The sequence below is a fragment of the Myxococcus sp. SDU36 genome, from assembly GCF_030168875.1.
Classification (GTDB): Bacteria; Myxococcota; Myxococcia; order Myxococcales; family Myxococcaceae; genus Myxococcus; species Myxococcus vastator.
Genome location: NZ_CP077414.1, coordinates 8,077,231 through 8,103,112, shown reverse-complemented (window position 1 = coordinate 8,103,112; position 25,882 = coordinate 8,077,231). Strand labels below are relative to the sequence as shown.

The window sequence follows — 25,882 nt, the reverse complement described above, 5'->3', positions numbered from 1 at the left end:
TGCGCGACCTGTAGCACTGGCCCTGGAACGCAAACGCGCCGGAGGCCGAATTTCCGGCCTCCGCGCGTTCAGGGCAGCAGCGGACGCAGCGCGCGACGGAACGCGGCATGGCGGCGCCGCGCGTCGGAAAGAAAGGGCACCGGTCCCAGCACCGGGACGCCGTGGCGCGCCTCCAGGAGCCGCCGGTTGTCGCGCTCCGAAACATCCTTCGCGGACGTCCCACGCGACAGCAGCACGGCTCGCACGGGGATGCGGCGCGCGGCCAGCGCCTGGAGCGACAAGGCGGTGTGGTTGAGCGTGCCCAGGCCCGCGCGCGCCACCAGCAGCACGGGCAGGCGCAAGGTGGCGATGAGGTCGATGACGTCGTGCTTCGAGTCCAGCGGCACGAACAGGCCCCCTGCCCCTTCCACCACGGCGTTGCCCCCGCGCAGCCGCCGCCACGCGGCCAGCGTGACGTCCCAGTCGGGCTCACGCCCCAGGCGGCTGGCGGCCACGCCCGGCGCCACGGGCAGGCGGAAGCGGTGGGGACACACCGCGTCCACGCTCAGCGAGCTGCCCGCCGCCGCGCGCAGGGCGAGCGCGTCCGCGGGCGCGCGCAGGGACGCGCAGCCGCTCTCGTAGGGCTTGAAGCCCTGGGGCCGCAGCCCCGCGTCCGCCAGCAGCGACAGGAGCGCGCAAGACGCCTGCGTCTTCCCCACGCCGGTGTCCGTGCCCGTCACGAAAATCTGGAACGGCTTGTCGCGCTCAGCCACGACGGACTCCCACGGTGCGCAGCGCCTCCAGCGCCAGGTCCACGTGGCCCACGGTGTGGGCAGCGGACAGGCAGAAGCGCAGGCGGCTGGTGCCCTCGGGGACGGTGGGCGGGCGGATGGCCTTCACCAGCACGCCGGCCTCGCGCAGGCGGCGCGCGGCGTCCAGGGCCCGCTCGGGCTCGCCGAGGATGATGGGGAACACGGCGCTGCGAGGCTCGGCGCGCACGCCCAGGCCGCGCAGGCCGTCCGCGAAGCGGCGGATGTTGCGCCACAATCGCTCGCGCAGGTCCGGGTCGCCCTCCACGGCGTCCACGGCGGCCTCGGCGGCGGCGCACAGGTGCGCGGGCAGCGCGGTGGAGAAGACGAAGGGCCGCGCGCGGGACACCAGCAGGTCCGCCACCGCGCGCGAGGTGGCCACGTATGCGCCCATGACCCCCAGCGCCTTGCTCAGCGTGCCCATGCGCAGGTCCACCTCGTGCTCCAACCCCAGCTCGTCGCAGAGGCCCGCGCCGCGGGCGCCCAGCACGCCGGTGGCGTGCGCTTCATCCACCATCAGCGCAGCGCCGTGGGCCCGGCACGCGGCGACGAGGTCGCGCAGCGGGGCCACGTCCCCGTCCATGGAGAAGACGGTGTCCGTCACCACCAGCTTGCGGCGCGCGGGCGTCTCCGCCAGGGCGCGCGTCAGCGCCTCCACGTCCGCGTGCGGATAGACGCGGACGCGGGCGCGTGACAGGCGGCAGCCATCCACGAGCGAGGCGTGGTTGAGGGCATCGGAGAAGACGGCGTCCTCGGGCCCCACCAGCGCGGGGATGATGCCGGTGTTGGCCGCGTAGCCGCTGTTGAACAGGCGCACGGCCTCGGCGCGCTCGAAGGCGGCCAGCCGCGCCTCCAGCCGGTGATGCGCGGTGGTGTCCCCCACCACGAGCCGGCTGGCGCCGGTGCCCACGCCGTAGCGCTCCACGGCGGCCAGCGCCGCGGCGCGCACGGTGGGCGACGCGGCCAGCCCCAGGTAGTCATTGGACGAGAAGTTGACGAGCGTCTCGCCCCCCACGCGCACCACGGGCCCCTGGGGAGAATCCAGGGGCTCCAGGTAGCGGCGCAGGCCGCGCTCGGACAGGGCCTCCAGGTCCTCCCGGGCCCACGCCGCCGCGACGCCTTCATCACTCACGGTGGGCTCAGCCTTCCTGACGCGGCTCCAGGGGGCGGATGCCCGCCTTCTCCAGCAGGGCCATGTCCTGGGTGTACTCGGGGTTGCCGGTGGTGAGCAGCTTCTCGCCGAAGAAGAGCGAGTTGGCGCCCGCCATCATGCACAAGAGCTGCGCCTCCTCGTTCATCTGCTGCCGGCCCGCGGACAGGCGCACCATGGACTGGGGCATCAGGATGCGCGCGGTGGCGATGGTGCGCACCATGTCCACCGTCTCCACGCGCTGCTGCTCCTCCAGCGGCGTGCCCTCCACGGCCACCAGCGCGTTGATGGGCACCGACTCCGGGTGGTGCTCCTGGTTGGCCAGGGTGCGCAGCAGGTTGCAGCGGTCGTCCACCGACTCGCCCATGCCGATGATGCCGCCGCAGCACACGGAGATGCCGGCGTCGCGCACGCGGTTGAGCGTGCGCAGGCGGTCTTCATAGGTGCGGGTGGAGATGATGTCGCCGTAGTGCTCGGGCGACGTGTCCAGGTTGTGGTTGTACGCGGACAGGCCGGCCTCGCGCAGGCGCTTCGCCTGGCTCTCGGAGAGCATGCCCAGGGTGGCGCACGCCTCCATGCCCAGCGCGCGCACGCCGCGCACCATCTCCAGCACGCTGTCGAACTGCGGGCCGTCCTTCACCTCGCGCCACGCGGCGCCCATGCAGAAGCGGGTGGCTCCGGCGGCGCGGGCCTTGGACGCGGCATCCAGCACGTCCGGCACGGCCATCAGCTTCTCCGCCTTGACGCCCGTCTTGTAGCGAGCCGCCTGCGGGCAGTACGAGCAGTCCTCCGGGCAGCCACCCGTCTTGATGGACAGCAGTGAACAGAGCTGGACCTTGTTGTCCACGAACACCGCCCGGTGGACCGTCTGGGCCTTGTGCACCAAGTCCAGCAAGGGGAGCTCATAGAGGGCCCGCACCTCGGACAGCGACCAGTCATGGCGCACGTCCACGCCGGACGGAGGTGGCGCGGCGACGTGGGCGTGACCAGAAAACCCGCTCTCGCGGGAGACAGTGGCGGTGTCGGGCATGGGCTCCTCTACGGACAGATGAGGGCCCGAACGTGCGTGGACCCCGGAAGGTTGTCAACGCCCGCGAGCAGGCAGGTTGACGACTTTCCAGGGTCCAGCGCCCCTCGGGAGGGGCTCAGCGCGTCAGCGGACGCGCGGCACTAGACGTGGACGCGGCGCCCCCTGCCAGCCAGGCCCACCAGGAAGAGCACCAGGAGTGCGCCCAGGACGGAGAACAGGAGTCCCGTCGGGTGCAGGTCGAAGACGCGGCCGTCACTGCGGAAGAGCGAAGCGATGAACCCGCCCACGAAGGAGCCGGCGATACCCAGCAGCGTGGTGGTGAGGAGCCCCATCGACTGGTTGCCCGGCATGAGCGCGCGGGCAATCAGACCCGCGAGAAGACCAATGACCAGAAACGCGATAATCCCCATGACTACCTCCCTTGCTTGTTTAGCGACGCAGGGTGCGACGCCCACCTGGGAGCAAACCTGGGTTGCCCCTCCCGTTCGTACAACTTGCCGCGGGGGGGCTTGACATGGTGCCTGCCTGCTCTGCGGTCGTGCCTGCCTGTAAGGCCGCAAAAACGTCAGGGTTCCGCGCTATTCACCCAACCCATGGCGAAGGCGAAGACGCACTACACCTGTCAGGCGTGTGGATACAAAGCGGCGAAGTGGCTGGGGAAGTGCCCGGACTGTGGCGCGTGGAGCTCCCTGATGGAGGAGACGGACCCGAAGGCGGATGAACGACGTCCGGCCTGGGGGGCCTCGGGCGGCGCGGCGCGGCCCATGTTGCTCAAGGAGGTGAGCGGCGAGACGGAGACGCGCCGGCGCACGGGCATCGCCGAGTTCGACCGCGTGCTGGGCGGCGGCGTGGTGAGTGGCTCCATCGTGCTGCTGGGTGGCGACCCGGGCATCGGCAAGTCCACGCTGTTGCTGGCGGCGTTGGACAGGCTGGCGCGGCACGGCCCGGTGCTCTACGTCTCCGGGGAAGAGAGCCTGCGGCAGACGAAGATGCGCGCCGAGCGGCTCCGGGTGGAGGGGGATGCCATCCACCTGTTCGCGGAGACGGACGCGGAGCGGGTGCTGACGGCGACGGAGGCGTTGAAGCCCCAGGCGCTGGTGGTGGACTCCATCCAGACCATGTACCTGCCGGAGCTGGGCAACGCGCCCGGCAGCATCACCCAGGTGCGCGAGGTGGCGGGCCGGCTGATGGCCTACGCGAAGCGCACCGGCGTGCCCACGTTCCTGGTGGGCCACGTGACGAAGGAAGGCTCCATCGCGGGCCCGCGCGTGCTGGAGCACATGGTGGACACGGTCCTCTACTTCGAGGGCGAGCGCGGCCACCCGTTCCGAATCCTGCGCGCGCACAAGAACCGCTTCGGCTCCACGAACGAGATTGGCGTCTTCGAGATGAAGGGCGCGGGGCTGGTGGAGGTGGCGGACCCGTCCGCCCTCTTCCTGTCGGAGCGGCCGGTGGGCAAGTCCGGCAGCGTGGTGACGAGCACGCTGAACGGCACGCGGCCGCTGCTGGTGGAGGTGCAGGCGCTGGTGGCGCCCACGGGCTACGGCACCGCGCGGCGCACGGCGATTGGCGTGGACGGCAACCGCGTGGCGCTGCTGGCGGCGGTGCTGGAGAAGAAGGAAGAGATTCCGCTGGTGGGCTGCGACTTGTTCGTCAACGTGGCGGGCGGCATGCAGCTCACGGAGCCGGCGTGCGACCTCGCCGTTTGCGCGGCGCTGGTGAGCAGCCTCCAGAACCGGCCGTTGGATCCAAAGACGCTGGTGCTCGGTGAAGTGGGCCTCGCGGGAGAGGTGCGCGCGGTGGGCCAGGTGGAGCCCCGGCTGGCGGAGGCCGCGAAGATGGGCTTCCAGCGCGTGGTGATGCCCGCCGGCAGCGCGCGGCGGCTGGAGGACGCGGGCCCGAAGATGAAGGTGGTCGGCGTGGAGACGCTCGGCGAGGCGCTGGTCGCGATGTTTGATTGAGCAGTGCCGCGAAGATTCAGCAGCGCTCCGCGTCGGGCACGTACCGCTGGGACGCGGTGAAGGACGCCTTCCTCCAGTAACGCCAGACGCGAAGCCCGCGCGAGGGAGCGCGTCCAAGCCACACGGACACGCTCCCTCCCAAGCTGCCCCGAGCTAAGCCGTCAACCGGGGCATCACGGCGTAGCGCAGCAGCAGGACGCCGTTGGCGTAGACCTTGGTGGACTTCAGCTCCAGGTCCACCACCTGCCGCAGCGAGGACGCCAGGAGGATGCCCGAGCCGAGTATCAGCGGGTTCACCTTGAGCAGGACCTCGTCGACCAGCCCCTCGGCGAGCAGGAGGCCGGCGAGCGCGCCACCACCGGCCAGGTAGATGTCACCGCCCTCCCGCGACTTCAGGCGCCGGACCTCGCCCACCGCGTCGTCCGACACCAGCTTCACGCGCGGGTCCGGGCGCTCCTTCATCGTCCGGCTGAAGACGTAGGTGTCCATCTTCGGGTACGGGTCCGTCACCCCCACCTTGAGGCCGACCTCGTAGGTGCGCCGGCCCATGAGCGCCGTCGCATAGGTCGCCAGCGACGCGACGTAGTCCGCGACGTGCTCGCTGTCCTGGATGAGGCGGTCCTGCATGAAGGCGCCATACGTATCGTCCTCGTGGGCGATGAAGCCGTCGACGCTGGTGGCAACGTGGTACTTGAGCTTTCGCATACGTGTTCTCCATGCCGCGCGCGCAAAGGCGCCGGTCATTCGGGTTCAGGGAGACGACTGGGAGACACAGCGGGGACCCACGCAACCGGACAGCAGCCCACGTCAACGCCACGGCACATCGGCCGGAGCGGCAAGGGCAGTCACGGGAGCCTGGGTTAGCGAGCGGAGGTCATGGGACAGCGCCGTGAGGCGCCACGGACAACCTACGCCCATGGCGTCGGCTCCGGCAACCCCCATCCGAGCAGGCAGCGGAGCGAAAGCACCATCCCCGCGAGGGAGACGCGGCTCGATTAGAGTCCCGCCCCGGACATGTCCCACGGTGCCGCACACACTTCACGATGGCGTGACGCGCTGGGCTCGCTCTCCGCGCGGCTGCTGGTGGCGTTCCTCGTGCCCACCCTGCTCTTCGTCGCGGTGGCGGGCACCGCCGTCTACCAGCTCGCGCGCGTCATCCTGGAAGAGGAGCTGGGCACCAGCCTCAGCGGCATCGCCGCCGCCACCGCCACCCAGGTCCATGGCGAGCGGCTGCTGACCATCGAGCCCGGCGATGACGTGGCGAGCACCCGCACGTGGCGCAACTTCGTCCGCACCTTCGAGAACATCGCGCAGGCCAGCGGCGTGCGCCGCGTCTACGCCGTGGACACGCAGGGGCGGATGCGCGTGGACGTCGGGGGCGGGTTGCCGGTGGGCGCGGAGATGCCGGAGCTGGCGCGCGACAGGCTGGAGCTCACCCGCGTCTTCGCCGGGGAGCGCGCCGCCAGCCAGGTGCTCTTCACCGGCTCGGACGGGCGGCTCTACAAGACGGGGTATGCGCCCATCCTGTACGAGGGCCGCGTGGTGGGCGCCGTGGGCGTGGAAGGCAGCGCCGCCTTCTTCGGCCCCCTGCAGCAACTGTCACGGACCTACGCCGTCATGGGCGCGGTGGTCCTGGCCGTGCTCGCCGTCATCGCGGTGGCGACGGCGCGCGGGCTGGCCCGGCCGCTGCGGCGGCTGATGGCGTCCGCGCTGCGCATCGGCCGGGGTGACCTGACGACCCCGGTGCCACCGGAGCCCACGCTGGAAATCGGCGTCCTCGCGCGCGAGCTGGAGGACATGCGAGGCGCCCTGGAGAGCCGGGACCGACAGCTCAAGATGATGCTCGCGGGCGTGGCCCACGAGGTGCGCAACCCCATTGGCGGCATCGCCCTCTTCTCCGGAATCTTGAAGGAGGACCTCCAGGCCGGCGCCCACGCCGACGCGGGCGCGCACGTGGAGCGCATCCAACGCGAGGTCGCCTACCTCCAACGCATCGTCGAGGACTTCCTCGCCTTCGCCCGCGAGCAGCCCCTGGCCCGCGCGCCCGTGGAGGCGCCGTCCCTGCTCTCCATCGCCTGCGAGCTGATGGCCGCCGAGGCCACCGCCCGCGACGTCGCGGTGGACATCGACGCCGCGCCCGCGATGCTGGAAGCCGACGGCAGCCTGCTCACCGCGGCGCTGGTCAACCTGGTGAAGAACGCGGTGCAGGCCTCGCCGCCGGGCGGACGCGTGCAGGTGTCCGGCGCATCCAACGACGGCCACTACACCATCCAGGTCCGCGACACGGGCCCCGGCGTGCCCGGCACGGAGCGCGAGCGCATCTTCGAGCCCTTCTTCACCACGCGCGAGAAGGGCACCGGCCTGGGCCTGCCCCTGGCGCGCAAAATCGCGCTCGCGCACGGCGGCGCGCTGCGGCTGGACTCCGCGCCTGGAGACACGCGCTTCATCCTCACGCTGCCGCTGGGTGGGACGCCGGGCCACGGCGCCTCCGTCACCCCGCGGCGTTGAACTGCCGCGCCATCCGCGCCACCTCGTCCGAGACGACGCCCAGCGTGTCGGTGGCCTCCTGCGTGGACTCCAGCCGCTTCAGCGTGGCGTCCATGAGCTGCGACAGGTCCGCGATGGCGTCGAAGATTTGCGTGAAGCCGGCATCCTGCTGCGTCACCGCGGCGGCAATCTGCCGGGCCGCGGTGGAGTTCTCCTGGGCGATGCGGGACAGCTCCCGCAGCGAGTCCCCCGACGCCCGCATCTGGTCCAGCCCCGTGCCGATGGTCTGCACGCCGGCCTCTCCCATTCTGGCCGCGTCGCGGATGCCGGTGCTGATATCCTGGAGGATGCCGCGGATGCGCCGCGTGGCCTGGATGGACTGGTCCGACAGCCCGCGAATCTCGCGGGCCACCACCGCGAAGCCCCGCCCCTGCTCGCCCGAGCGCGCCGCTTCGATGGCCGCGTTGATGGCCAGGAGGTGGGACTGGTCCGCCAGGTCCTTCACCGACTCGGTGATTTCGCCAATCTGCGTGGTGCTCTGGGCCAGCCGAATCAGCCGCTCCTGGATGCCGTCCACCACGCGGCGGATGTCCGCCAGGCCGTCGAGGCTCCGCTCCACGGCGGCCTCGCCCTGCTGACCCAGGGCCTCCGAGCGGCGGGCCACCTGGAGCACCTCCTCCGCCCGCTCGACGGCCATCAGCGACGTGCGTCTGATTTCCTCCGACGTCATCTGCGCCTCGTGCAGCGCGGACGCCTGACGGACCAGGCTCTGCTGGTGTTCATCCTGCGAGTCCCGCAGGTGGCGCCCCGCGCCGCTCAGCCGCGTGGCGGAGGCATTGAGCGACAGGGGCAGTTGCCGCAGGCGGATGAGCACCGCGTTCATGCCAGCCGACAAGTCCCCCAGCTCATCCGTGGACACCCAGGCAGGCGAGACGACGCGCCCGGCGGACAGTGCCTCGATGGCCACGCCCACCGTGCCCGCCGCGTGCGCCTGACGGCGCGCCAGCATCCAGGTGGTGACGGCGGGAATCGCCAGCAAGCCCCCCACCCAGGCCAACCCGAAGGCCAGCTCCGCCGCCAGCAGGCCGCCCATGCCCATCAGCGTCTCCGCCGAGCCGTGCGCGCCCTCCGCCACCAGCGCCCGGTGCAGCTCGTCCCGGACGCCTTGCAGCTTCACCAGCACCACGCACCCGCTCAGCACCAGCGCGCAGACGCTGGAGCCGATGAAGGTGACGGGCATGAACCACGCCTGCCGTGGCCAGAAAACGCCGCCGCCCTTGATGGCGAGCGTCGGGTCCTTTCGCTGCTCCTCCAGCGCCACCGGCAACAACAGCCGCTCCAGCGTGACGCCAATGGGGAAGCCCAGCACCACGCCAAAGCAGATGCCGATGAGCGTGCCCACCACGACCAGGGACAAATCCTTCTTCCACAGCAGACACACGTGGAGGCTGAACCAGAGGCCCCCCAGCGTCCACGCGCCCCACGAGGAAGCGACCGCGGCGCGCCACGGCAGACGCAGGATTCGCTCCAGCCGCGCGCCGGGCGCGTCCTCCCGCCGCTCCCGCAGCGCGCCGTCCACCAGCACGTGCAGCACCAGCGCGGGATAGGCGATGCCCAGGCCCACGATGATGGGCGGCAGCACCCACGCCACCGCAATCAGCCCCGACTCGCCCGCCACGCCCATGGCCATGCCATTGAGATACGCGGCGATGGGTGCCACCGGCAGCACCCAAGACATGAACACCTTGAGCGCACGTCCCCGGTACGCCTGGATGACCTTGTCTTCGGCATTCATGTGGCACATCCCCCCGAGGCCATGGGCGCACATCGCGAGGGCGGCGCCGGAGGTCCTCACCCGCAAGTACGGCACTCTCCGCGTGAAGCGGACAGGCGGGTCATCCGGAAGCTGCCGCCTTCCGGACAGAGCGCGTGAAGCACGAGGCCCGCACGCACACGCCGGGCCTCGAGGTGCGCGGGAGGCACACCGGCGGACTGTGCGCGGGTGTCGCGCGATTCAGTCGTCGCAGCACGCGTGGAGCGCGGCGGCATACATCCGCAGCGACTTCCTGGCGGCGGCCTGGACGCGGAAGGGCTCACCGGCGCCCACGTCGGTGGACAGCTTGATGATTTCCAGCGCCTCCTCCGGGTGCTGGTCGTCATAACGCGCGTGCACCTTGAGCCACATCATCGAATGCGCGTCGATGCGCGCGCCGTCCTCGGCATAGGCGCGGAAGGGCTCCACCACCTCGCGCGTCCACACGCCGGTGATGCCCTCCACCGCCCAGTTGGACGCGGCCACGCCTTCGGCCAGCGTCCCGTGCGCGCAGGTGTCGAGCAGGAACTCATGCAGCGCCCGCACCTCCGGCAGGGGGCGCTGGGTGAAGACGTCTTCCGGCGCCAGGCCAATGCCGCGCATCCAGTCGATGAACCACTCGGCGTGCTTCGCCTCCACGCCCAGGTTCTGCAGCAGCCAGCGGCGGGCGCTCGCGTCGCCAGGGCGTTGGCCGTAGGTCGTCTTCGCCAGCGACAGCCCCATGTACTTGGGGAAGGACTCGACGATGAGAAAGAAGTGGGACAGCACCCGCCGCCAGTGACGCAGCGGCGGGCGCTGGCCGTCGGCCGTCGCGCGAAACAACGGAGGCCAGCAGGCCGCGCTCCACTCGTCGCGCAGGGACTCCAGCATCGCTTCCAGCCAGCGCGGGTGCGCGGTGGGCGTGAGCACAGGGGGGCTGTAACGGTGCGGCGCGGCGGACGACATGGGCACGGCTCCTGGCTTCCCGACAGGTGACAGGCCGCCATGGCCTCCCTCACCCGCCCAAGCAGGACGGCATGGTTGCAATCGCTTCAGGCAGTCAGGCCGTGTTTTCCGTATTTTGTTTCAAATCCGGGTGCGGGCGCGCGCGCTCGGTCCGCGAAGCCACAGTGCCCCTGACCGCGAGGCCCTGCGCGCTTCCGCTTTCGAGCGCTTCAGGGCGCGGAGGCCACCACGCGCCGGGCCTTCTCCAGCATGCGGCGCAGAGGCGCTTCGTCCGCGTGCATCATGGCTTCGTCCCAGGTGAGCCACCGCGCGCCGAAGGACTCCGCCGGGTCATGCGCTAGGGCGTCGGGGTCCTCCGCCACCACGAGGAAGCGCACGTCCAGGTGGTGGTGCTCCGGCTCGTCGCGGCGCGAGGGGATGGTGTGGATGTCCACGTCCAGCGGCCGAGGCGCGGCGGGATGCAGGGACACGCGACAGCCCGTCTCCTCACGGGCTTCACGCAGCGCCGTGGCCTCCATGTGGCCCGCGTCCGTGACATCCGCGTGTCCTCCGGGCTGCAGCCAGCGCTGGAGCTTGCGGTGGTGCAACAGGACGACGCGCGCGCCCGCTGGGTCCACCACCACCGCGCTGCCCGTGAAGTGGGCCTCCAACTGCTCCCGGGAGAAGGGCCGCGCCAGCGAACGGGCGAAGTGGCGCATGCGCTCCAGGTCCTCGCGCTCCTTCACGTCCTCGGGGACGTGGCGCTCGAGCAGGGCCAGGAGGGACGTGGCGGAAGAGACCTCGGAGTCCATGCCTCCCCGTACTGCTCCCGGCCAGGCGACGCCAGCACCTTCGCGCGCCCGCGCCGTGTGACAACCTGCTGAGCCGGTGGAGCGAGCCGGTCCGGATGTGCTCTCATGCGGCGGCCCCAGGAGGCGGCCGGCCTCGGGTTGCAGGGAGAATCGACTCACGCCATGGCTCGCATCCTCGTCATCGACGACCACGACACGCTGCGTGAAGGGATGGCGGTCACCCTCACCCGGGCGGGCCACACCGTGTCCGCGGTGCGCAGTGGCCAGGACGGACTGGCCACCTACCGCAAGGCGCCGTTCGACCTGGTCGTCACTGATTTGAAGATGGACGGCATGGACGGCATCGAGGTGACCCGCGCGCTCAGGGCGCTGGATGCCGGCGCCGTCGTCATGGTGGTGACGGCCTTCGGCACCATCGAGACCGCGGTGCAGGCGATGCAGCAAGGCGCCTACGACTTCATCACCAAGCCCTTCCCGCCCGAGGTGCTGCGCGCCAAGGTGGACAAGGGGCTGGAGTTGGCGTCCACGCGCAAGCAGGTGGAGCGGCTCACGGCGCGCACCGCCGCGCACGACACGGACGCGGCCCTCACGCACGGCAGCCTGGTGGGCGACAGCGAGCCCATGCAGCGGCTGGTGTCCCAGGTGCTCAAGGTGGCGCAGAGCGACGCCACGGTGCTGGTGCGCGGAGAGAGCGGCACCGGCAAGGAGCTGGTGGCGCGGATGCTCCACCAGCGCTCCCCGCGCCGAGACGGCCCCTTCATCGTCGTGCACTGCGCTGCGCTTGCGGAGTCGCTGTTGGAGAGCGAGCTGTTCGGTCACGAGCGCGGCGCCTTCACCGGCGCGGTGAAGCGAAAGCTGGGGCGCTTCGAGCTGGCCGACGGCGGCACGCTGTTCCTGGACGAGGTGGGCGAGATTCCCGCCTCCGTGCAGACGAAGCTCCTCCGCGTGCTCCAGGAGAAGGAAATCCAGCGCGTCGGCGGAGAGGACACGTTCAAGGTGGACGTGCGCGTGGTGAGCGCCACGCACCGCGACCTCCAGGCCGAGGTGAAGGCTGGGCGCTTCCGCGAGGACCTCTACTACCGCCTGCACATCGTTCCGGTGGTGCTGCCGCCCCTGCGCGAGCGGCCCGAGGACGTCTCCCTGCTGGCCCGGCACTTCGTGGCCAAGCACGCCATGCGCGTGAACCGGCGTGTGATGGGCCTGGACGACAGCGCGCTGCGTGCCCTGGCCCGCCACGCGTGGCCCGGCAACGTGCGCGAGCTGGAGAACGTCATCGAACAGGCGCTCGTCTTCGCCGAAGGCGAGCAGCTCACCGACCTGGACCTGCCCTCACACCTCACCGCCAGCGGCACCCCGCGCGTCGATGCGGGCCTGCCCGTGCTCCAGGGCGACCGCCCCCTGCCCGAAATCCTGGAAGACCTGGAGCGCCAGCTCATCGCCCGCGCCTATGAGAAGGCCAGCGGCGTGAAGACGGAGACGGCCCGTCTGCTAGGCATCAAGACGTCCGCGCTGTACTACAAGCTGGAGAAGTACGGCTTCCTCCCCAAGGGGACGCCGCCCGAGGAGAGCTGATCCTCGAAAATCTGTCATCCGCCCCCGCCCCCCATGACTTTTCACCGGTATCCCACCTCCGCCCCTGCCCCCCTGGATGCGCCAGGTGTCCGGAATTGCTGGGCGCCGAGTGGCCGCGAACCCCGGGGATGGGCAAGTAGGCTGGCACTCACCTTGCTCTGGGGCAGTCGCTGATGAACCTCCGCTCCCTCGCCCTCCTGCTGAGCCTGCTGCTGGCCATGCCCGGTCAGGCCGCGTCCGGGCTGGAAGCGATGCGGGGGCGGGCCCAGTCGGCCCGCGCGGAGACGCGCTCGCTGCGGGGTCAGCAGCAGACCCTGCGCGACGAGCTCAACGGGCTGGCGGCGCGCATCGAAACGCTGAAGGCGCGGCGTCAGGGCCGGCTGATGGCGGGGACGGAGCTGGAGGACGCGCTGCGGCGCTCGCAGGAGCTGAGCGGGCAGCTCACCGGACTGGCGCAGGCCGTCGTCGCGGCGGAGGGCGAGGCGGAGCGCGCGCACCTGGCCCTGCACACGGCGCTGTCGGACGAGCTGACGCGGCTGCTCGCGGCGTGGGAAGGCACGGCGGACCGGGGGCAGCGGGAGAAGCTGCTGGAGGCGGTGCGCGTGGTTCGCGCCGAGCGGGAAGCCATCCGCGCCGCCCTGCCCGCGTCCCAGGTGCCCTCGCTGGACAAGGCCACCGCGGGCGGTGATGACCCCGAGGATTTGTTGGCCCAGGCGGACACGCTCCGCGACACCCGGGACAAGGTCCGCGAGCGGCTGAAGGCGCTGCGCGGCCGCATCACCGAGGTGCGCGAGGAGCGCGACCTGGACCGCCGCATGAACGACTTCCTCGGCGAGGAGTCGATGTTCGACGACCAGGACCGGCGGCTGCGGCTGCGCATGGGCAGCGACCGGAGCCTCCAGGTGGAGCGCTCCGTGCCCGGCCCCGGTGAGCCTGCCTTCCAGGGTGGCAGCTCCGATGCGCCGCCCACCTTGGGCGGACGCCCCGATGAAGGCGTCGACCCGAGCCGCCCTCCCACCCCGACGCCGTTGTCGGCCCGGGCCACGGACCGGAGGCCCCAGGTTGAAACGCAGCGCGCCCAGGACCTGGCGGCGGGTGGCCCCGTGGACCTGGCGGCGCTGGAGGCCGAGGCCGCGCGGCTGGAGACGCTGGCCGGAGAACTGGAAGGCCGCGCCACGAAGCTGGAGCGGCGCGCCCAGGAGCTGGGCGTCCCCTGAGGGACGTGCCTCCCGGCACCGGCCTACAAGAGCCCGGTCTCCACCTGGAGCTTCACCACCGCCTGCAGCCGCACCTCGCGCGCCGGCATGATGCCGCGGCCGCGGATGATGATGCTCATGGACGGCGCGGAGACGAAGGGCTGCAGCTCCACGTTGTCCACGCGCAGCGACAGCACGGGGTTGGGCGGCCTCAAGTCCAGCGCGGACACGTCCTGACGCGCCGCGATGCGCGCCTCCCGGTCCCCCGCGCGGGCATAGAACTCCACTGAGTCCAGGAAGCGGAGGTCCTGGTCATTGGGATTGAGGACCTTGAGCGTGAGGGACTCCACCTTGACGGACGTCACCTCGCTCTTGCGAATCCCCTGGTTCTTGAAGTCCTGGTTCTTGTCGAAGTCCATCCCCGCGAAGCTGCTGATGGCGGGGAGGCCGTTGAGGGGCGTGTCGACGCCAGGCGTGCCCGCGGGCACGGTCGACTCCCCCTTCACCTCGGTGGTGAAGGAGGAGGAGGCGCAGGCGGACAGGCCCAGCCAGGCCACCGCGAGAAAGGACACAAGGCGCATGGGCCCAATGTAACGGGCCGCCGGGGGCGGCGTCACCGGTGGGAGCGCCCGGATGGCCGCCCCTGCCCTCTGCGACGGGATATGGTGCGCGCGCCGTGGTCCGCTCCTTCGCGCCGCTCCTGCTCGTCCTCGCCATGCTCGCCGCCGGCCGTGCGCCCGCGGCGGAGTGGGAAGGCGCACTGAGGGGCACCGGTCGCCTGCTGCTGGACACCAACGCGCCTCGGGACTTCACCGACGCGTTCACCGCCAGCCCGGAGCGGGACTTCGCCTTCAGCCTGCTGGGCTCCGCCGAGGGCCGCGGCTCCTTCGAGCGCGCCCAGCTGGTGGGCCGCTATGAGCTGGGCACGCGCCTGTACGTCCTCTACCAGGACGAGAACACGCTGGTGCAGTCGGGCGCGGTGGAGGCTTCACACGCCGTGGGCACGGCGCTGGGAATCGGCATGGAGGGCCATGCGAAGGACCGGCGGGGCGGCTCTCGCTCGTACTCGGACCTGGGGGCCACGGCCTTCCTGGAGTACGCACCGGACGTGAGGCTGGCGCTGCGAGTGCGGGCGGGCGCCCGGCGCTTCGTGTACCGGCCGGACCCCACCGCCAACTTCGGAGGCCCCGAGGTGGGTGTGCTGGGCCGCTACCGCTTCGACCGCCGGCACAACCTGTCCGTCTTCGGCGACTGGAACGCCCGGCGCTTCGGCACGCAGCCCCGGGCACGCCCGCCGGGGACGGGGGGCGGCTCGGGACTCCTCCCCGGCCGCCGTCAGGACGGAGCCCTGACGGCGGGAGCGTCGTACACCTACCGGGGCCCGCTGGCCCTGGGGCTGACGTACGCCTTCCAGGAGGTCTCCTCCAACAGCTACGGAGAGACCATCCGACGGCACCGGGTGTCGGCCAACGCCGGCGTCCGGCTGCCCTGGCGGGTGACCCTGCTGGCGCAGGGCTCGCTGGGCGTCATCCAATATCCGGACGGCATCTACCTCTCCCCGGAAATCATCCTGGTGGAAGAGGACGAGGGGCAGAACTCGCTCTCGGTGAAGCTGGCCCGGCCGCTGACGGAGTCGCTGGACGTGGAGGTGTCCTGGGGCATCTGGAGCACCCGGCTGCCCCGCAACGAGCTCACCTACACGCGCCAGGTCTTCAGCACCGGCTTCACCTGGCGCTACTGAGGGCGAGGCCTACGAAAGGTCGGCGATGCGCTCGTCGATTTCCTCGGCGAGCCCCGGGTGCCCCTGGGACAGGGCGTGCTCCCGGGCCCGGCCCAGCACCTCGCGCGCCTTGTCGGGCGCCCCCGCCCCCGCCCAGGCGTCCCCCAGGGCCACCATGGCGGCCGCGTAGGTGGGGTCCAACCGGACGGCGGACTCCAGGGCGTGGGCGGCCTCCGGGTACTGCCGCCGCTCCAGGTACAGCTTCCCGAGGGAGAAATGGCTCATGGGGGAGTCCGGGAAGTCCGCCACCATCTTCTTGAACTGTTCCAGCCGGGCGTCGCTCATGGACACCAGCAGATAGAGGACCGCTTCCGTGTTGCCAAGGGTGCGGTAGGGTGCGCCGCACATGGCCACGAAGAAGAAGACGACCGCGAAAAAGACCACCACCCGGGCCCCGGCGGCCCGGAAGAAGACGGTATCGGGCAGGACGCCCGCGAAGAAGAAGGCCCCCGCAGCCAAGAAGTCGGCGCCGAAGGCCCCCGCCAAGGCGCCCGCGAAGAAGAAGAAGGCGAAGCTCCCAGTTGCCCCGTCCCAGAAGGCGGGCCCCGCGGAGAACCCCGCCGCCAAGGCGCTGGCGCACCGCATCGGCAACCTGCTGGTGGACAAGAAGGCGGACGACGTCGTCATCCTCGACGTGCGCGGGATGACGTCCTACGCGGACTACTTCGTCATCGCCTCCGCGGAGACGGACCGCCAGGTGAGCGCCATGGCGGAGAACGTCCAGGTGCAGCTCAAGACGGGCGAAGGCAACCTGCGTCCCATCGGCACCGAGGGCTTCGAGACGGGCCAGTGGGTGCTGCTCGACTACGGCGAGGTGGTGGCGCACCTGTTCCTCACGGACCTGCGCGCGCACTACGACCTGGAGGGCCTCTGGGCCGACGCGGCGCGGGAGAAGCTGGCCTGAGGTGAAGGTCCGGCTCCTCTCCATCGGCAAGGACCGCTCGGGCCTGTATGAGCCCGCGGTCCAGGAGTACGCCCGGCGCCTGGGCCACTACACCCGCTTCGAGCTGGTGGAGCTGGCGGAGGCCAGCGGCAAGCGGCTCAAGCCCGGCGACGCGAAGGCCGCCGAGGCCGAGGCGATTCTCTCCAAGCGCAAGCCGCAGGACTGGCTGGTGGCCCTGGACGAGCGCGGCTCGCTGCTCGACTCCGTCGAGCTGAGCCGCTACGTCGGCAAGGCCCAGACGGGCGCCAAGGATTTGCTGTTTGTCATTGGCGGGGACGAAGGGCTCGACACGCGCGTGCGGGACGCGGCGAACCTCACGCTGTCCCTGTCGAAGATGACGCTGCCTCACCGGCTGGCGCGCGTGGTGCTCATCGAGCAGCTCTACCGCGCGTTCACCCTCCTCAAGGGCGAGCCGTACCACAAGTAGGCGGCCGGGCACGCGCCCCGGCGCCACCGTCAGGCGTGGCGCGCGGGTGCCGTCAGCCCGGGCATGCGCCCTGACGCCTCTTCTGAAACGCCCCCTGCTTCCGCGCCTCAGGCGCCCGTGCGTGTCATTGCCTCCGCCCAGTCGTGGGTGGAAGGCGAGGCGGTGCGGCAACTCGAAGCCATGGCCCGCCTGCCAGGGATGAAGCTGGCGGTGGGCCTCCCGGACCTGCATCCCGGCAAGGGGGCTCCGGTGGGCGCGGCCTTCACCTCCGAAGGCTTCCTCTATCCCTATCTGGTCGGCAGCGACATCGGCTGTGGCATGGGCCTGTGGAACGTGGACCTGCTGGCCCGCAAAGCCAGGCCTGAGCGCTGGGCCGGCAAGCTGGACCTGGAAGGCCCGTGGACGGGCGACGCGGAGGGCTTCCTCCAGGAGCACGGCGTGAAGTCCTCGGGCTTCGAGGCCGCGCTGGGCACGGTGGGCGGCGGCAACCACTTCGCGGAGCTGCAACGCGTGGACGCGGTCCATGACGCGAAGGCCTTCACCGCCCTGGGCTTGTCCGCGGACCGATTGCTGCTGCTGGTGCACTCCGGCTCGCGCGGCCTCGGCGAGGCGATTCTCCGGGCCCATGTGGACCGGCACGCGGCGGGCGGGCTCGTGGAGGACTCGCCCGAGGCGCGGCTCTACCTCACCCGGCACGACCACGCGGTGGCCTGGGGCCGGGCCAATCGCGCCCTGGTGGCGCGGCGGATGCTGGACGGCATCGGCGCGATGGGCCAGCGAGTCCTCGACGTGTGCCACAACAGCGTCACCCCTCGGCGTGACACGGGCCGGACGCAGTGGCTGCACCGCAAGGGCGCGGCGCCGTCCGACGAAGGGCCGGTGGTGATTCCCGGCAGCCGGGGCGCCCTCAGCTACCTGGTGGTTCCCACCGGGGAGGGCCACACCAGCGCGCACAGCCTGGCGCATGGCGCGGGCCGCAAGTGGACGCGCTTCTCCGCCCGGGAGCGCATGCGCGAGCGCTTCACCGCGGAGTCCCTCACCCGCACCGCCTTCAAGAGCCACGTGGTGTGTGAGAACAAGGACCTCCTCTTCGAGGAGGCGCCGCCCGCGTACAAGCCCATCGACCGCGTGGTGACGGACCTGGTGGAGGCGGGACTGGTCCGCGTGGTGGCCACGCTGGCCCCCGTCCTCACGTACAAGACGCGCGCCCGGCCGGAGTAGGGTTCCCGCATGCAGCCGTTCCTCGAGCCGGACTCCCCGAGCGTGCGTTCCGCCATGGAAGCCAACCAGGTGGAGCACATGACCTATCTGGCGCGAAGCCTCCCTGGCGCCATCGTGGAGGACACTCCCGGGTTGCTGCTCGTCGACTCCGGGCTCCCCTGCAACACCTTCAACGTGGTGTGCCGCGCCCGCCTTGTAAGCCACGAAGCGGACGCGCACATCGCCGCCGCAGTCTCTCACTTTCGGGACAAGTCCTTTCCCTTCGCATGGTGGGTGGGGCCAGACGCCGCGCCCGAGGACCTGGACGCCCGCCTGTCGGCGCACGGGCTGGTGAACGCCGAGCAGGAGTTGGGCATGTCCATGGACCTGTCCCGGGTGCCCGGACTCACGCTGCCCTCGGGGTTGCGCATCCGCCGCGCCGAGGACGAACACACCCTGGCGGACTTCGCCCGCGTCGTCGCGGCGAACTGGGAGCCCGCCGACCCACACGTGCTGGACTTCTACGTGAGGACGGCGCACGTGGCGCTCGCACCGGACAGCCCCATCCGCTTCTTCGTGGGCTACCTCGACGGCGAGGCCGTCGCCGCCAGTGAGTGCCATCGGGCGGCGGGCGTCGCGGGTCTCTACTCGGTGGCCACCGTGCGGCACGCGCGGCGACGAGGCATCGGCGCGGCGCTCACGCTGGCGCCACTGCTGGACGCCCGGGAGGCAGGCTACCGGACAGCCACCCTCCAGGCGTCCGCGCAGGGACAGGGTGTCTATTCCCGCCTGGGTTTCGTGCCCAACGGGACCTTCCGCGAGTATCAGTAGGCGCGCGCGCTTTTTGTCCTCTCCCGTCTGGCGCCTGCGTGGTTAGGGTTCGGAGCATGACGCCCGCGCACAAGGTCCTGCTCTGCATCCTGGATGGTTGGGGTATCCGCCAGGAGCGTGACAACAACGCCATCGCCCTGGCCGGCACGCCGCACCTCGACAAGCTGGCGAGCCCCTACCCCTTCACCGAGTTGCAGACGGCGGGGCTGGCCGTGGGCCTGCCCGAGGGGCAGATGGGCAACTCCGAGGTGGGCCACACCAACATCGGCGCGGGGCGAATCGTCTACCAGGACCTGGTGCGCATCAATCGCGCCGCGGAGTCCGGAGAGCTGGCGCAGAACCCCGTGCTCCGCGCGGCGCTGGACGGCGTGAAGGCGGACGGCAAGGCGCTGCACCTGCTGGGGCTGGTGTCGCCCGGCGGCGTCCACTCGTCCATGGACCACCTGTTCGCGCTGCTCAAGGCCGCGAAGGAACGCAACGTGGCCCATGTCTACGTGCACGCCTTCCTGGACGGGCGTGACACGCCGCCGCAGAGCGCGCTGGGCTACGTGGAGGAGCTGGAGCGCTTCCTCCATGAGACACACACCGGCCGCATCGCCACCGTGAGCGGGCGCTTCTACGCCATGGACCGCGACAAGCGCTGGGACCGGGTGCAGCAGGCCTACGAGGCGCTGGTGCTCGGCCGCGGACCCAAGGCGCCGGATGCGTTGAGCGCCATCCGCGCGTCCTACGCGGAGAAGGTCACCGACGAGTTCGTGAAGCCCACGGTGCTGGCCGGTGGTGACGGAGCGCCGGTGGGCCGCATCCAGGACGGCGACGCGGTGCTCTTCTTCAACTTCCGCGCGGACCGGGCGCGGGAGCTGACGCAGGCCCTGGCGTTCCCGGAGTTCAAGGAGTTCGACCGGGGCGGGCTGCGGCTGGGCCGCTACGTGTGCATGACCCAGTACGACGAGACGTTCAAGCTGCCGGCGCTCTTCGAGCCAGACCAGCCGCAGGACATCTTCCCGGAGCTGCTGGCGCGTCAGGGCCTGCGCCAGTTCCGCACGGCGGAGACGGAGAAGTACGCGCACGTCACGTTCTTCTTCAACGGCGGCCGAGAGGTCGTCTACGCGGGCGAGGACCGCCACCTGGTGCCCAGCCCGCGCGACGTGAAGACGTATGACTTGAAGCCGGAGATGTCCGCCTACGAAGTCACGGCCGAGCTGGTGAAGCGGCTCGACTCCGGGAAGTACGACTTCGCGCTGGTGAACTTCGCCAACCCGGACATGGTGGGCCACAGCGGGCGGCTGGACGCGGCGATGAAGGCGGTGAAGGCGGTGGATGAATGCCTGGGCGCGCTGGGCAAGGCGTGCGAGCGCAACGGCTGGGTGCTGGCCATCTCCGCCGACCACGGCAACTGCGAGCAGATGGTGGACCTGGAGACGGGCGAGCCCCACACCGCGCACACGCTCAACCCGGTGCCCTTCCACCTCATCCACCCGGACTTCCGAGGGCAGAAGCTGCGCCCGGGCATCCTCGCGGACATCGCGCCCACCCTGTGCAAGGTGATGGGCCTGCCGCAGTCCAAGGAGATGAACCGTCAGGGCCTGCTGCCGTGACGCGCGCGGGGCACGGCCCGTGCTGAAGGCCCTGCTGGACGTGCTCTATCCCCCTTCGTGCCTCGCGTGCACGAAGGTGCTGCCGAGCCCCGAGGGCTTCTTCTGCGAGACGTGCGACACCGCGGTGGAGCGGCTTCCTCCCGCGTGCTGCCGCACCTGCGCGGAGCCCGGCGCGTTCCCCGGGGGCACGTGTCCCCGGTGCCGTGCCGCCCCGCCGCCCTTCACTCGCGCCTGGGCACCCTTCGCGCACGAAGGGCCCCTGGCGCGCGCCATCCACCGGTTCAAGTACGAGGACCACCCCAACCTCGCGGGCCCGCTGGGGGAGCTGCTGGCGGGCGAGGCGCACAGCTTCCTCGGCCGTGCACCCGAGCTGGTGGTGGCCCTGCCGCTGCACAAGCGCCGCTACCACGCACGCAAGTACGACCAGGCCCAGTTGCTGGCGGGCGCGCTGGCGAAGGCTACGGGGCGCAAGGCGCCGGTGGGATTGCTGACGCGGCACCGCGAGACACAGCGGCAGGTGGGGCTGAGCGAGGCGGAGCGGGCAAGCAACGTCGCGGGGGCGTTCGCCGCGGCATCCCGTGTCTCAGGGCAGCGCGTGCTGCTGGTGGATGATGTGTTCACCACCGGAGCCACCGCCCGTGCGGCGGCCTCGGCCCTGCTCGAAGCGGGCGCCGTCCAGGTGGAGATGCTGACGCTGGCGCGGGCCTTCAGCCTGGAGTGAGCGGACGGCGCCCGAGGGCTACTTCTGGGAGGCCCGGACCCGCTCCAGCTCGGCCTGGAGTTCCGCCACGCGCCGCTCCGCGTCTTCTCGGCGCCGGAGTTCATCTTCTCGCAGGTGGGCCTCCTCCTCCGCGCGCTGTTCGAGCCACGTGATGCGCTCCCGCATCCGGACGATGAGCTCGTCGGACTCCATCAAGAGCGCGTTGCCAGCCCAGAATTGGAGCCGGTCTCCCACCAGCTCCAACTCCAGGCCCAGCACCCGCGAGACAAAGCGTCCCTGCTTGGGCTCCATCCGCGTGTAGACGCCCGCGCCGGGTGACGCCAGCGTGTAGGCCTCCAGCCGCTCCCGGGACCGGTCGTAGATGAAGTACTCGGGGATGCCGAGCCGGGCATAGCGCCGCACATTGAACTCGGCGTCCTTCTTCCGGTCGCCCCCGACGTGGACCTCCATCACCCAGTCCAGCCCGCGCCCCTCATGGGTGACGAGCCACTTCTCCCGCGGGTGGGCGCCCGCCTCGAAGACGACCAGCAGGTCTGGCGCGAAGCGCCGCTCGTCCGGGTAGTACACCGGCAACTCCGAGCCGACGTAGGCATTGCGCCGCTGGTGGCCGAAATAGCCCCGGAGCACATCCAACGCTCGAAACTTCGCCCACTGGTGCCGGTCCCCTTCGGGCGGCGCCATCTCCGCATACGTCACCTGCGCTGGCAGCGACTCCACCACCCGCGCCCGCTCCTCCGGATTCATCCTGTCCCACGCATCCTGCGAGGGCGCCCGGGGGAAGGCAGCCCCTCCATCGTCAGTAGGCCGTCCCATGATGTCTTCATCCTGTGGCGGCACTCCTTCCCGGTCAATCCGTCCCCATGGCCTGACGTCAGCAAGTGGCGAACCAACGAACGCCTCCGACGTGCGCGACCTGCATCACCCCACGGCCCCGTTCGCGTTCCGGAACACGGCATCCCATGACGCGGACGCTCGACGCACAGGGCCGCCCCACTCTCCGCCTCTCCTGAAAGAGCCGCGTTCATCAGCGAATGGCCACACGCAAGGACTCTGGCCCCGGGGCGGACTGGCGTTAGCGTCAACCCATGCGCTCGCTCCTCCCACTCGTCCTCGCGGTCGCCGTCCTCCGCTGCGCCCACGCGCCCGAGCCGCCCCCCGCCGCTCCCGTGGCCACAACCCCTGAATGGCCCGAACCCCAGCCTCCCGCGCTGCGGCTGCCCGACTCGGTCCGCCCCACGCGCTACGCGCTCGACCTGAAGCTGCTGCCCGCCGAGCCCACCTTCTCCGGCAGCGTCAGCATCGACGTGGACGTGAGCGAGCCTTTGCGCCAGGTCTGGCTGCACGGGCAGGACCTGGAAGTCTCGCAGGCCCGCGTCGAAGCGGGAGGCCGCACCCTGGAGGCCCGCCCCGTCACCGCCAGCGAAGGGCGGCTCGGCCTGCTGCTCCCCGAAGCGCTCGCGCCTGGCAAGGCGCGCATCCACCTCATCTTCACCGGCAAGGTCGACCGCGAGCGCAGCCAGGGCCTCTACGCCGTGGAGGAAGGCGGCGAGCCCTACCTCTACACCTTCTTCGAGCCCGTCGACGCGCGCCGCGCCTTCCCCTGCTTCGACGAGCCGGGCTTCAAGGTGCCCTGGACGCTGCGCATCACCGCCAAGGAGGACCACGTCGCGCTCGCCAACCACCCCATCGTCTCGCGCGAGAAGCTGTCGGAGGGCCTCGCGCGCGTCACGTTCGCCGAGAGCAAGCCGATGCCCAGCTACCTCGTCGCGTTCGTGGTGGGCCCCTTCGACGTGGTGGACGCGGGCACCGCGGGCCGCGACGCCGCGCCGCTGCGCTTCATCGTGCCTCGCGGCCGGGGAGCGGAGACGGCCTACGCGGCCAGCGTCACGCCGCGCATCGTCACGCTGATTGAAGACTACTTCGACATGCCGTACCCCTACGAGAAGCTCGATGTGGCGGTGGTGCCGCGCTACTGGGGCACCATGGAGCACCCGGGCCTCGTGGCGCTCGGGCAGCCCCTGACGCTCATCCGCCCCGGCGAGGAGACGCTCGCGCGCCGCAAGTGGTACGTGAACATCGCCAACCACGAGCTGGGGCACTACTGGTTCGGCAACATCGTCACCTGCCAGTGGTGGGACGACATCTGGCTCAACGAGTCGCTCACCTCGTGGCTGGACCGCAAGACGGTGGACCCGTTCGACCCGAGCTGGGGCTTTGGCCTGGAGCAGGGCACCCAGTCCGCGCTCTTCGCGCTGGACACGGACGCGCTCGCCGCCACCCTGCCGGTGCGCAAGCCCGCCAACACGCATGACGAGGTGCTGGGCGCGTTCGACAACGGCACCACGTACGCCAAGGGCTCGGCCATCATCGACATGTTCGAGGCGTGGCTCGGTGAGGAGCGCATGCGCGACCTGCTGCGCGGCCACATCCAGAAGCACGCATGGGGCGTGGCCACGTCGGAAGACTTCGCCGCCACGCTGTCGGACGCCGCGGGGCCGGACGTCGCGCGCGCCTTCCGCAGCTTCATCGACCAGCCGGGCGCGCCGCGCATCGCCGCCGAGCTGCAATGCCAGCCGGGCGCGCCCGCGAAGCTGAAATTCACCCAGGAGCGCTACGTCCCCGCGGGCTCCACCGCCAGCAAGGACCAGACGTGGACCATCCCGGTGTGCGTGCGCGCTGGCTCCGGCAAGACGTCCGAGCGCACATGCACGCTGCTCACCGGGACCACGGGCGAGCTGGCGCTGCCCGGCAAGAGCTGCCCGTCCTGGGTGCTGCTCAACGCGGGTGGCACCGGCTACTACCGCTCCGGCTACACGCCCGCGCAGCTCACCCGCGTGCTGGCCGCGCCCGAGGAGGCGCTGACGGTGCGCGAGCGACTGAGCCTGCTGTCCGACATGGAGGCCGGGGTGCGCCGGGGTGACCTGCCCTTGGGTGAGGTCCTGCGCTACGTCCCCACCACGGCCAAGGCTGAACACCGCCTCATCCGGCAGCGCGGCGCCTGGCTCCTGAACTTCGTGCACGAGGAGCGGCTGTCCGACGATGAGCGCGCGCGCTATCGGCAGTGGGTCGCCGCGCTGTACGGCCCGCAAGCCCGCGCGCTGGGTTGGGAGCCCAAGCCCGGTGACGACGACGCGGTGAAGTCGCTGCGCCCCCACCTCCTGGCGCTGGCGGCGCTGGGCGGAGAGGACCCGGCCCTGGTCCGGGAAGCGAACCGACTGGTGACGGCGTGGCTGGCGGACCGGAAGTCCGTCCATCCGGAGGCCGTTCCCCTCGCGCTGAGGGTCGCGGCTCGGAACGGCGACAAGGGCCTCTTCGACACGCTGCTCGCTCGCGCCCGCGCCACCGAGGACCGGACCGAGCGCAGCCGTGTCTTCACCACCCTGGGCGCCTTCCGGGACCCTGCGCTCGCGCGCGAGGCGCTCGCGCTGGTGGCCGGCAGCGAGTTCGACGTGCGCGACACCCGGCCCATCCTCGCGGGGGCCATCACGACGCCGCGGACGCGGGCGCTCGCCTGGACGTTCTACCAGGAGCACTTCGACGCGCTCGCCAGCCGGATGCGCTCGGACGAAGTCGCCGGGCTCATTGGACTGGTGGGCACGCTGTGCGATGAGCAGACCGCCGCCGAAGCGGAGGCCTTCCTCACGCCCCGCGCGGCGAAGCTGGAGAACGCGCCTCGCGCCCTCACCCGCGCCCTGGAGTCCATCCGCCTCTGCGCCGCCTCCAGCACGCTGAACGAGCAGAGCGTCAGGGACTTCCTGAAGCAGCCCCCCGCGCTGTCGGGCGCGCGCTGACGGCTTCAACGGCGGGCGAGGTGCCCCCATGGCGCATCGCCTCGCCGGCCCGGAGTGCGTTAGACATGCACGCATGTTCGACGTCGCGCGCTACCTGGAGCGAATCGGCGTGGGGTCGGCGCAGTCCCTCGCGGGGCTGCACCGGGCCCACCTGGAGGCCGTGCCCTTCGAGAACCTGGACATCCACCTGAAGCGGCCCATCCGGCTCGACACGGACGCCTTCTTCGAGAAGGTCGTCGTCCAGCGGCGCGGCGGCTTCTGCTACGAGCTCAACGGCCTCTTCGCCCGGCTGCTGACGGCGCTGGGCCACCGGGTGACGCTGCTGTCCGCGGGCGTCGCCACGTCACCGGACGGCAGCGCCTACGGCCCCGACTTCGACCACCTGGCCCTCCAGGTGGAAGACGACCAGGGACGCTGGTTGGCGGATGTCGGCTTCGGTGAGTGCTTCACCGAGCCCCTGCGCCTGGACACCCACGACGTCCAGGTGCGCGCCGGCCGCGCCTACCGGCTCTCCCCAGCGGGTGACGACCTCATCCTCTGGTGTGAGAAGCCCTCCGGCTGGGAGGCGGAGTACCGCCTCTCCCTCGTGCCCCGCCAGCTCGCGGACTTCGAGGGCATGTGCCGCTACCACCAGACCTCCCCGGACTCCATCTTCACCCAGCGGCGGCTGTGCACCCGGGCGACGCCGGAGGGACGCGTCACCGCCAAGGAGGGCACGCTCGTCCTGACCCGGAGCGGGGTCCGGACGGAGCAGCCCCTCGCCGACGAAGACGCCCTGCGGCGCGCGCTCGTCGAACACTTCGGCGTCATCCTCCCCATCCCCACGTAGGACGCACCTCTCCTCACCCCATCCTCCAT

General features: G+C 71.2%; 24 protein-coding genes. 13 read left to right on the top strand and 11 right to left on the bottom strand.

The window, feature by feature from the left end:
• Positions 1 to 68: 68 nt before the first annotated feature.
• The 4 genes from bioD to KGD87_RS33050 all read right to left on the bottom strand — a co-directional run bounded on the left by bioD (position 69) and on the right by KGD87_RS33050 (position 3,378).
• Positions 69 to 752 (bottom strand): dethiobiotin synthase, encoded by a 684-nt coding sequence (bioD, locus tag KGD87_RS33065; protein ID WP_284664921.1) that lies wholly within the window; start codon positions 750 to 752, stop codon positions 69 to 71.
• Positions 745 to 1,920 (bottom strand): 8-amino-7-oxononanoate synthase, encoded by a 1,176-nt coding sequence (gene bioF / locus KGD87_RS33060; protein ID WP_284664920.1) that lies wholly within the window; start codon positions 1,918 to 1,920, stop codon positions 745 to 747. Before bioF ends, bioD begins: the two co-directional genes overlap by 8 nt.
• Positions 1,921 to 1,927: 7 nt before the next feature.
• On the bottom strand, positions 1,928 to 2,968 hold the full coding sequence (bioB, locus tag KGD87_RS33055) for a biotin synthase BioB (RefSeq protein ID WP_284664919.1): 1,041 nt from the start codon (positions 2,966 to 2,968) through the stop codon (positions 1,928 to 1,930).
• Between the two features lie 140 nt (positions 2,969 to 3,108).
• Entirely contained in the window at positions 3,109 to 3,378 is a 270-nt protein-coding gene (locus tag KGD87_RS33050; protein ID WP_284664918.1) for a GlsB/YeaQ/YmgE family stress response membrane protein, read from the bottom strand.
• A 183-nt stretch (positions 3,379 to 3,561) separates the two neighbouring features.
• Between KGD87_RS33050 and radA the strand changes: the two genes are divergently transcribed.
• A complete protein-coding gene (gene radA, locus KGD87_RS33045; protein WP_284664917.1) occupies positions 3,562 to 4,929 on the top strand; it encodes a DNA repair protein RadA in 1,368 nt (455 codons plus the stop codon).
• A 153-nt stretch (positions 4,930 to 5,082) separates the two neighbouring features.
• Here radA and KGD87_RS33040 read toward each other — a convergent pair whose 3' ends face one another.
• The gene (locus KGD87_RS33040; protein ID WP_284664916.1) at positions 5,083 to 5,634 is read right to left on the bottom strand and encodes a dihydrofolate reductase family protein; all 552 of its coding nucleotides are present in this window, start codon (positions 5,632 to 5,634) and stop codon (positions 5,083 to 5,085) included.
• A gap of 309 nt (positions 5,635 to 5,943) precedes the next feature.
• Between KGD87_RS33040 and KGD87_RS33035 the strand changes: the two genes are divergently transcribed.
• Positions 5,944 to 7,437: a sensor histidine kinase gene (locus KGD87_RS33035; RefSeq protein WP_284664915.1), complete on the top strand. Its 1,494-nt coding sequence runs from the start codon at positions 5,944 to 5,946 to the stop codon at positions 7,435 to 7,437.
• Here the strand turns inward: KGD87_RS33035 and KGD87_RS33030 are convergent.
• The 3 genes from KGD87_RS33030 to KGD87_RS33020 all read right to left on the bottom strand — a co-directional run bounded on the left by KGD87_RS33030 (position 7,421) and on the right by KGD87_RS33020 (position 10,965).
• A complete protein-coding gene (locus KGD87_RS33030; RefSeq protein WP_284664914.1) occupies positions 7,421 to 9,211 on the bottom strand; it encodes a methyl-accepting chemotaxis protein in 1,791 nt (596 codons plus the stop codon). The genes KGD87_RS33035 and KGD87_RS33030 overlap by 17 nt on opposite strands.
• A gap of 219 nt (positions 9,212 to 9,430) precedes the next feature.
• A complete protein-coding gene (locus KGD87_RS33025) occupies positions 9,431 to 10,174 on the bottom strand; it encodes an iron-containing redox enzyme family protein (RefSeq protein WP_284664913.1) in 744 nt (247 codons plus the stop codon).
• 209 nt (positions 10,175 to 10,383) lie between these two features.
• The gene (locus tag KGD87_RS33020; RefSeq protein WP_284664912.1) at positions 10,384 to 10,965 is read right to left on the bottom strand and encodes an NUDIX hydrolase; all 582 of its coding nucleotides are present in this window, start codon (positions 10,963 to 10,965) and stop codon (positions 10,384 to 10,386) included.
• A gap of 162 nt (positions 10,966 to 11,127) precedes the next feature.
• On the opposite strand from KGD87_RS33020, the gene KGD87_RS33015 reads away from it, so the two are divergent.
• A complete protein-coding gene (locus KGD87_RS33015; protein ID WP_284664911.1) occupies positions 11,128 to 12,537 on the top strand; it encodes a sigma-54-dependent transcriptional regulator in 1,410 nt (469 codons plus the stop codon).
• Between the two features lie 173 nt (positions 12,538 to 12,710).
• Positions 12,711 to 13,754: a TetR family transcriptional regulator gene (locus KGD87_RS33010; protein ID WP_284664910.1), complete on the top strand. Its 1,044-nt coding sequence runs from the start codon at positions 12,711 to 12,713 to the stop codon at positions 13,752 to 13,754.
• Positions 13,755 to 13,777: 23 nt separating this feature from the next.
• Here the strand turns inward: KGD87_RS33010 and KGD87_RS33005 are convergent, their stop codons facing one another.
• Positions 13,778 to 14,314 carry a hypothetical protein gene (locus KGD87_RS33005; protein ID WP_176418870.1) on the bottom strand — a complete coding sequence of 179 codons (537 nt, stop codon included), beginning with the start codon at positions 14,312 to 14,314 and terminating at the stop codon, positions 13,778 to 13,780.
• A gap of 38 nt (positions 14,315 to 14,352) precedes the next feature.
• Here KGD87_RS33005 and KGD87_RS33000 point away from each other — a divergent pair, with 38 nt between their 5' ends.
• Positions 14,353 to 15,474, top strand: coding sequence for a hypothetical protein (locus tag KGD87_RS33000; protein ID WP_284664909.1), 1,122 nt, complete (start codon positions 14,353 to 14,355; stop codon positions 15,472 to 15,474).
• A gap of 9 nt (positions 15,475 to 15,483) precedes the next feature.
• Here KGD87_RS33000 and KGD87_RS32995 read toward each other — a convergent pair whose 3' ends face one another.
• Positions 15,484 to 15,861, bottom strand: a complete 378-nt coding sequence (locus KGD87_RS32995) for a tetratricopeptide repeat protein (protein ID WP_284664908.1) — start codon at positions 15,859 to 15,861, stop codon at positions 15,484 to 15,486.
• On the opposite strand from KGD87_RS32995, the gene rsfS reads away from it, so the two are divergent.
• The 6 genes from rsfS (at position 15,860) to KGD87_RS32965 (ending at position 21,233) form a co-directional block, all read left to right on the top strand.
• Positions 15,860 to 16,417 carry a ribosome silencing factor gene (gene rsfS / locus KGD87_RS32990; RefSeq protein ID WP_205507577.1) on the top strand — a complete coding sequence of 186 codons (558 nt, stop codon included), beginning with the start codon at positions 15,860 to 15,862 and terminating at the stop codon, positions 16,415 to 16,417. The genes KGD87_RS32995 and rsfS overlap by 2 nt on opposite strands.
• A gap of 1 nt (position 16,418) precedes the next feature.
• Positions 16,419 to 16,883, top strand: coding sequence for a 23S rRNA (pseudouridine(1915)-N(3))-methyltransferase RlmH (locus KGD87_RS32985; RefSeq protein ID WP_176409600.1), 465 nt, complete (start codon positions 16,419 to 16,421; stop codon positions 16,881 to 16,883).
• 63 nt (positions 16,884 to 16,946) lie between these two features.
• Positions 16,947 to 18,104 (top strand): RNA ligase RtcB family protein, encoded by a 1,158-nt coding sequence (locus KGD87_RS32980; RefSeq protein WP_350100618.1) that lies wholly within the window; start codon positions 16,947 to 16,949, stop codon positions 18,102 to 18,104.
• A 9-nt stretch (positions 18,105 to 18,113) separates the two neighbouring features.
• Positions 18,114 to 18,914 (top strand): GNAT family N-acetyltransferase, encoded by an 801-nt coding sequence (locus KGD87_RS32975; protein ID WP_284664906.1) that lies wholly within the window; start codon positions 18,114 to 18,116, stop codon positions 18,912 to 18,914.
• 56 nt (positions 18,915 to 18,970) lie between these two features.
• Complete coding sequence (gene gpmI / locus KGD87_RS32970) at positions 18,971 to 20,512, top strand: 2,3-bisphosphoglycerate-independent phosphoglycerate mutase (protein ID WP_284664905.1); 1,542 nt, start codon at positions 18,971 to 18,973, stop codon at positions 20,510 to 20,512.
• Positions 20,513 to 20,531: 19 nt separating this feature from the next.
• The gene (locus tag KGD87_RS32965; protein WP_284664904.1) at positions 20,532 to 21,233 is read left to right on the top strand and encodes a ComF family protein; all 702 of its coding nucleotides are present in this window, start codon (positions 20,532 to 20,534) and stop codon (positions 21,231 to 21,233) included.
• Between the two features lie 18 nt (positions 21,234 to 21,251).
• Here the strand turns inward: KGD87_RS32965 and KGD87_RS32960 are convergent, their stop codons facing one another.
• Positions 21,252 to 22,046, bottom strand: coding sequence for a Uma2 family endonuclease (locus tag KGD87_RS32960; RefSeq protein WP_284664903.1), 795 nt, complete (start codon positions 22,044 to 22,046; stop codon positions 21,252 to 21,254).
• A gap of 272 nt (positions 22,047 to 22,318) precedes the next feature.
• On the opposite strand from KGD87_RS32960, the gene KGD87_RS32955 reads away from it, so the two are divergent.
• Positions 22,319 to 25,024, top strand: a complete 2,706-nt coding sequence (locus KGD87_RS32955) for a M1 family metallopeptidase (RefSeq protein WP_284664902.1) — start codon at positions 22,319 to 22,321, stop codon at positions 25,022 to 25,024.
• A 73-nt stretch (positions 25,025 to 25,097) separates the two neighbouring features.
• Positions 25,098 to 25,853, top strand: a complete 756-nt coding sequence (locus tag KGD87_RS32950) for an arylamine N-acetyltransferase family protein (RefSeq protein WP_284664901.1) — start codon at positions 25,098 to 25,100, stop codon at positions 25,851 to 25,853.
• Positions 25,854 to 25,882 lie beyond the last annotated feature (29 nt).

Excerpts from the sequence above, each read along its gene's own strand:
- KGD87_RS33050 (WP_284664918.1), bottom strand. The coding sequence starts at position 3,378 with ATGGGGATTATCGCGTTTCTGGTCATTGGTCTTCTCGCGGGTCTGATT.
- KGD87_RS33020 (WP_284664912.1), bottom strand. The coding sequence starts at position 10,965 with ATGGACTCCGAGGTCTCTTCCGCCACGTCCCTCCTGGCCCTGCTCGAG.
- KGD87_RS33040 (WP_284664916.1), bottom strand. The coding sequence starts at position 5,634 with ATGCGAAAGCTCAAGTACCACGTTGCCACCAGCGTCGACGGCTTCATC.
- KGD87_RS33030 (WP_284664914.1), bottom strand. The coding sequence starts at position 9,211 with ATGAATGCCGAAGACAAGGTCATCCAGGCGTACCGGGGACGTGCGCTC.
- KGD87_RS32980 (WP_350100618.1), top strand. The coding sequence starts at position 16,947 with ATGCGCCCTGACGCCTCTTCTGAAACGCCCCCTGCTTCCGCGCCTCAG.
- KGD87_RS33035 (WP_284664915.1), top strand. The coding sequence starts at position 5,944 with ATGTCCCACGGTGCCGCACACACTTCACGATGGCGTGACGCGCTGGGC.
- bioB (WP_284664919.1), bottom strand. The coding sequence starts at position 2,968 with ATGCCCGACACCGCCACTGTCTCCCGCGAGAGCGGGTTTTCTGGTCAC.
- KGD87_RS32975 (WP_284664906.1), top strand. The coding sequence starts at position 18,114 with ATGCAGCCGTTCCTCGAGCCGGACTCCCCGAGCGTGCGTTCCGCCATG.
- KGD87_RS32960 (WP_284664903.1), bottom strand. The coding sequence starts at position 22,046 with ATGGGACGGCCTACTGACGATGGAGGGGCTGCCTTCCCCCGGGCGCCC.
- gpmI (WP_284664905.1), top strand. The coding sequence starts at position 18,971 with ATGACGCCCGCGCACAAGGTCCTGCTCTGCATCCTGGATGGTTGGGGT.
- radA (WP_284664917.1), top strand. The coding sequence starts at position 3,562 with ATGGCGAAGGCGAAGACGCACTACACCTGTCAGGCGTGTGGATACAAA.
- KGD87_RS33025 (WP_284664913.1), bottom strand. The coding sequence starts at position 10,174 with ATGTCGTCCGCCGCGCCGCACCGTTACAGCCCCCCTGTGCTCACGCCC.
- KGD87_RS33015 (WP_284664911.1), top strand. The coding sequence starts at position 11,128 with ATGGCTCGCATCCTCGTCATCGACGACCACGACACGCTGCGTGAAGGG.
- KGD87_RS32955 (WP_284664902.1), top strand. The coding sequence starts at position 22,319 with ATGCGCTCGCTCCTCCCACTCGTCCTCGCGGTCGCCGTCCTCCGCTGC.
- KGD87_RS33005 (WP_176418870.1), bottom strand. The coding sequence starts at position 14,314 with ATGCGCCTTGTGTCCTTTCTCGCGGTGGCCTGGCTGGGCCTGTCCGCC.
- KGD87_RS32950 (WP_284664901.1), top strand. The coding sequence starts at position 25,098 with ATGTTCGACGTCGCGCGCTACCTGGAGCGAATCGGCGTGGGGTCGGCG.
- rsfS (WP_205507577.1), top strand. The coding sequence starts at position 15,860 with ATGGCCACGAAGAAGAAGACGACCGCGAAAAAGACCACCACCCGGGCC.
- KGD87_RS32995 (WP_284664908.1), bottom strand. The coding sequence starts at position 15,861 with ATGTGCGGCGCACCCTACCGCACCCTTGGCAACACGGAAGCGGTCCTC.
- KGD87_RS33010 (WP_284664910.1), top strand. The coding sequence starts at position 12,711 with ATGAACCTCCGCTCCCTCGCCCTCCTGCTGAGCCTGCTGCTGGCCATG.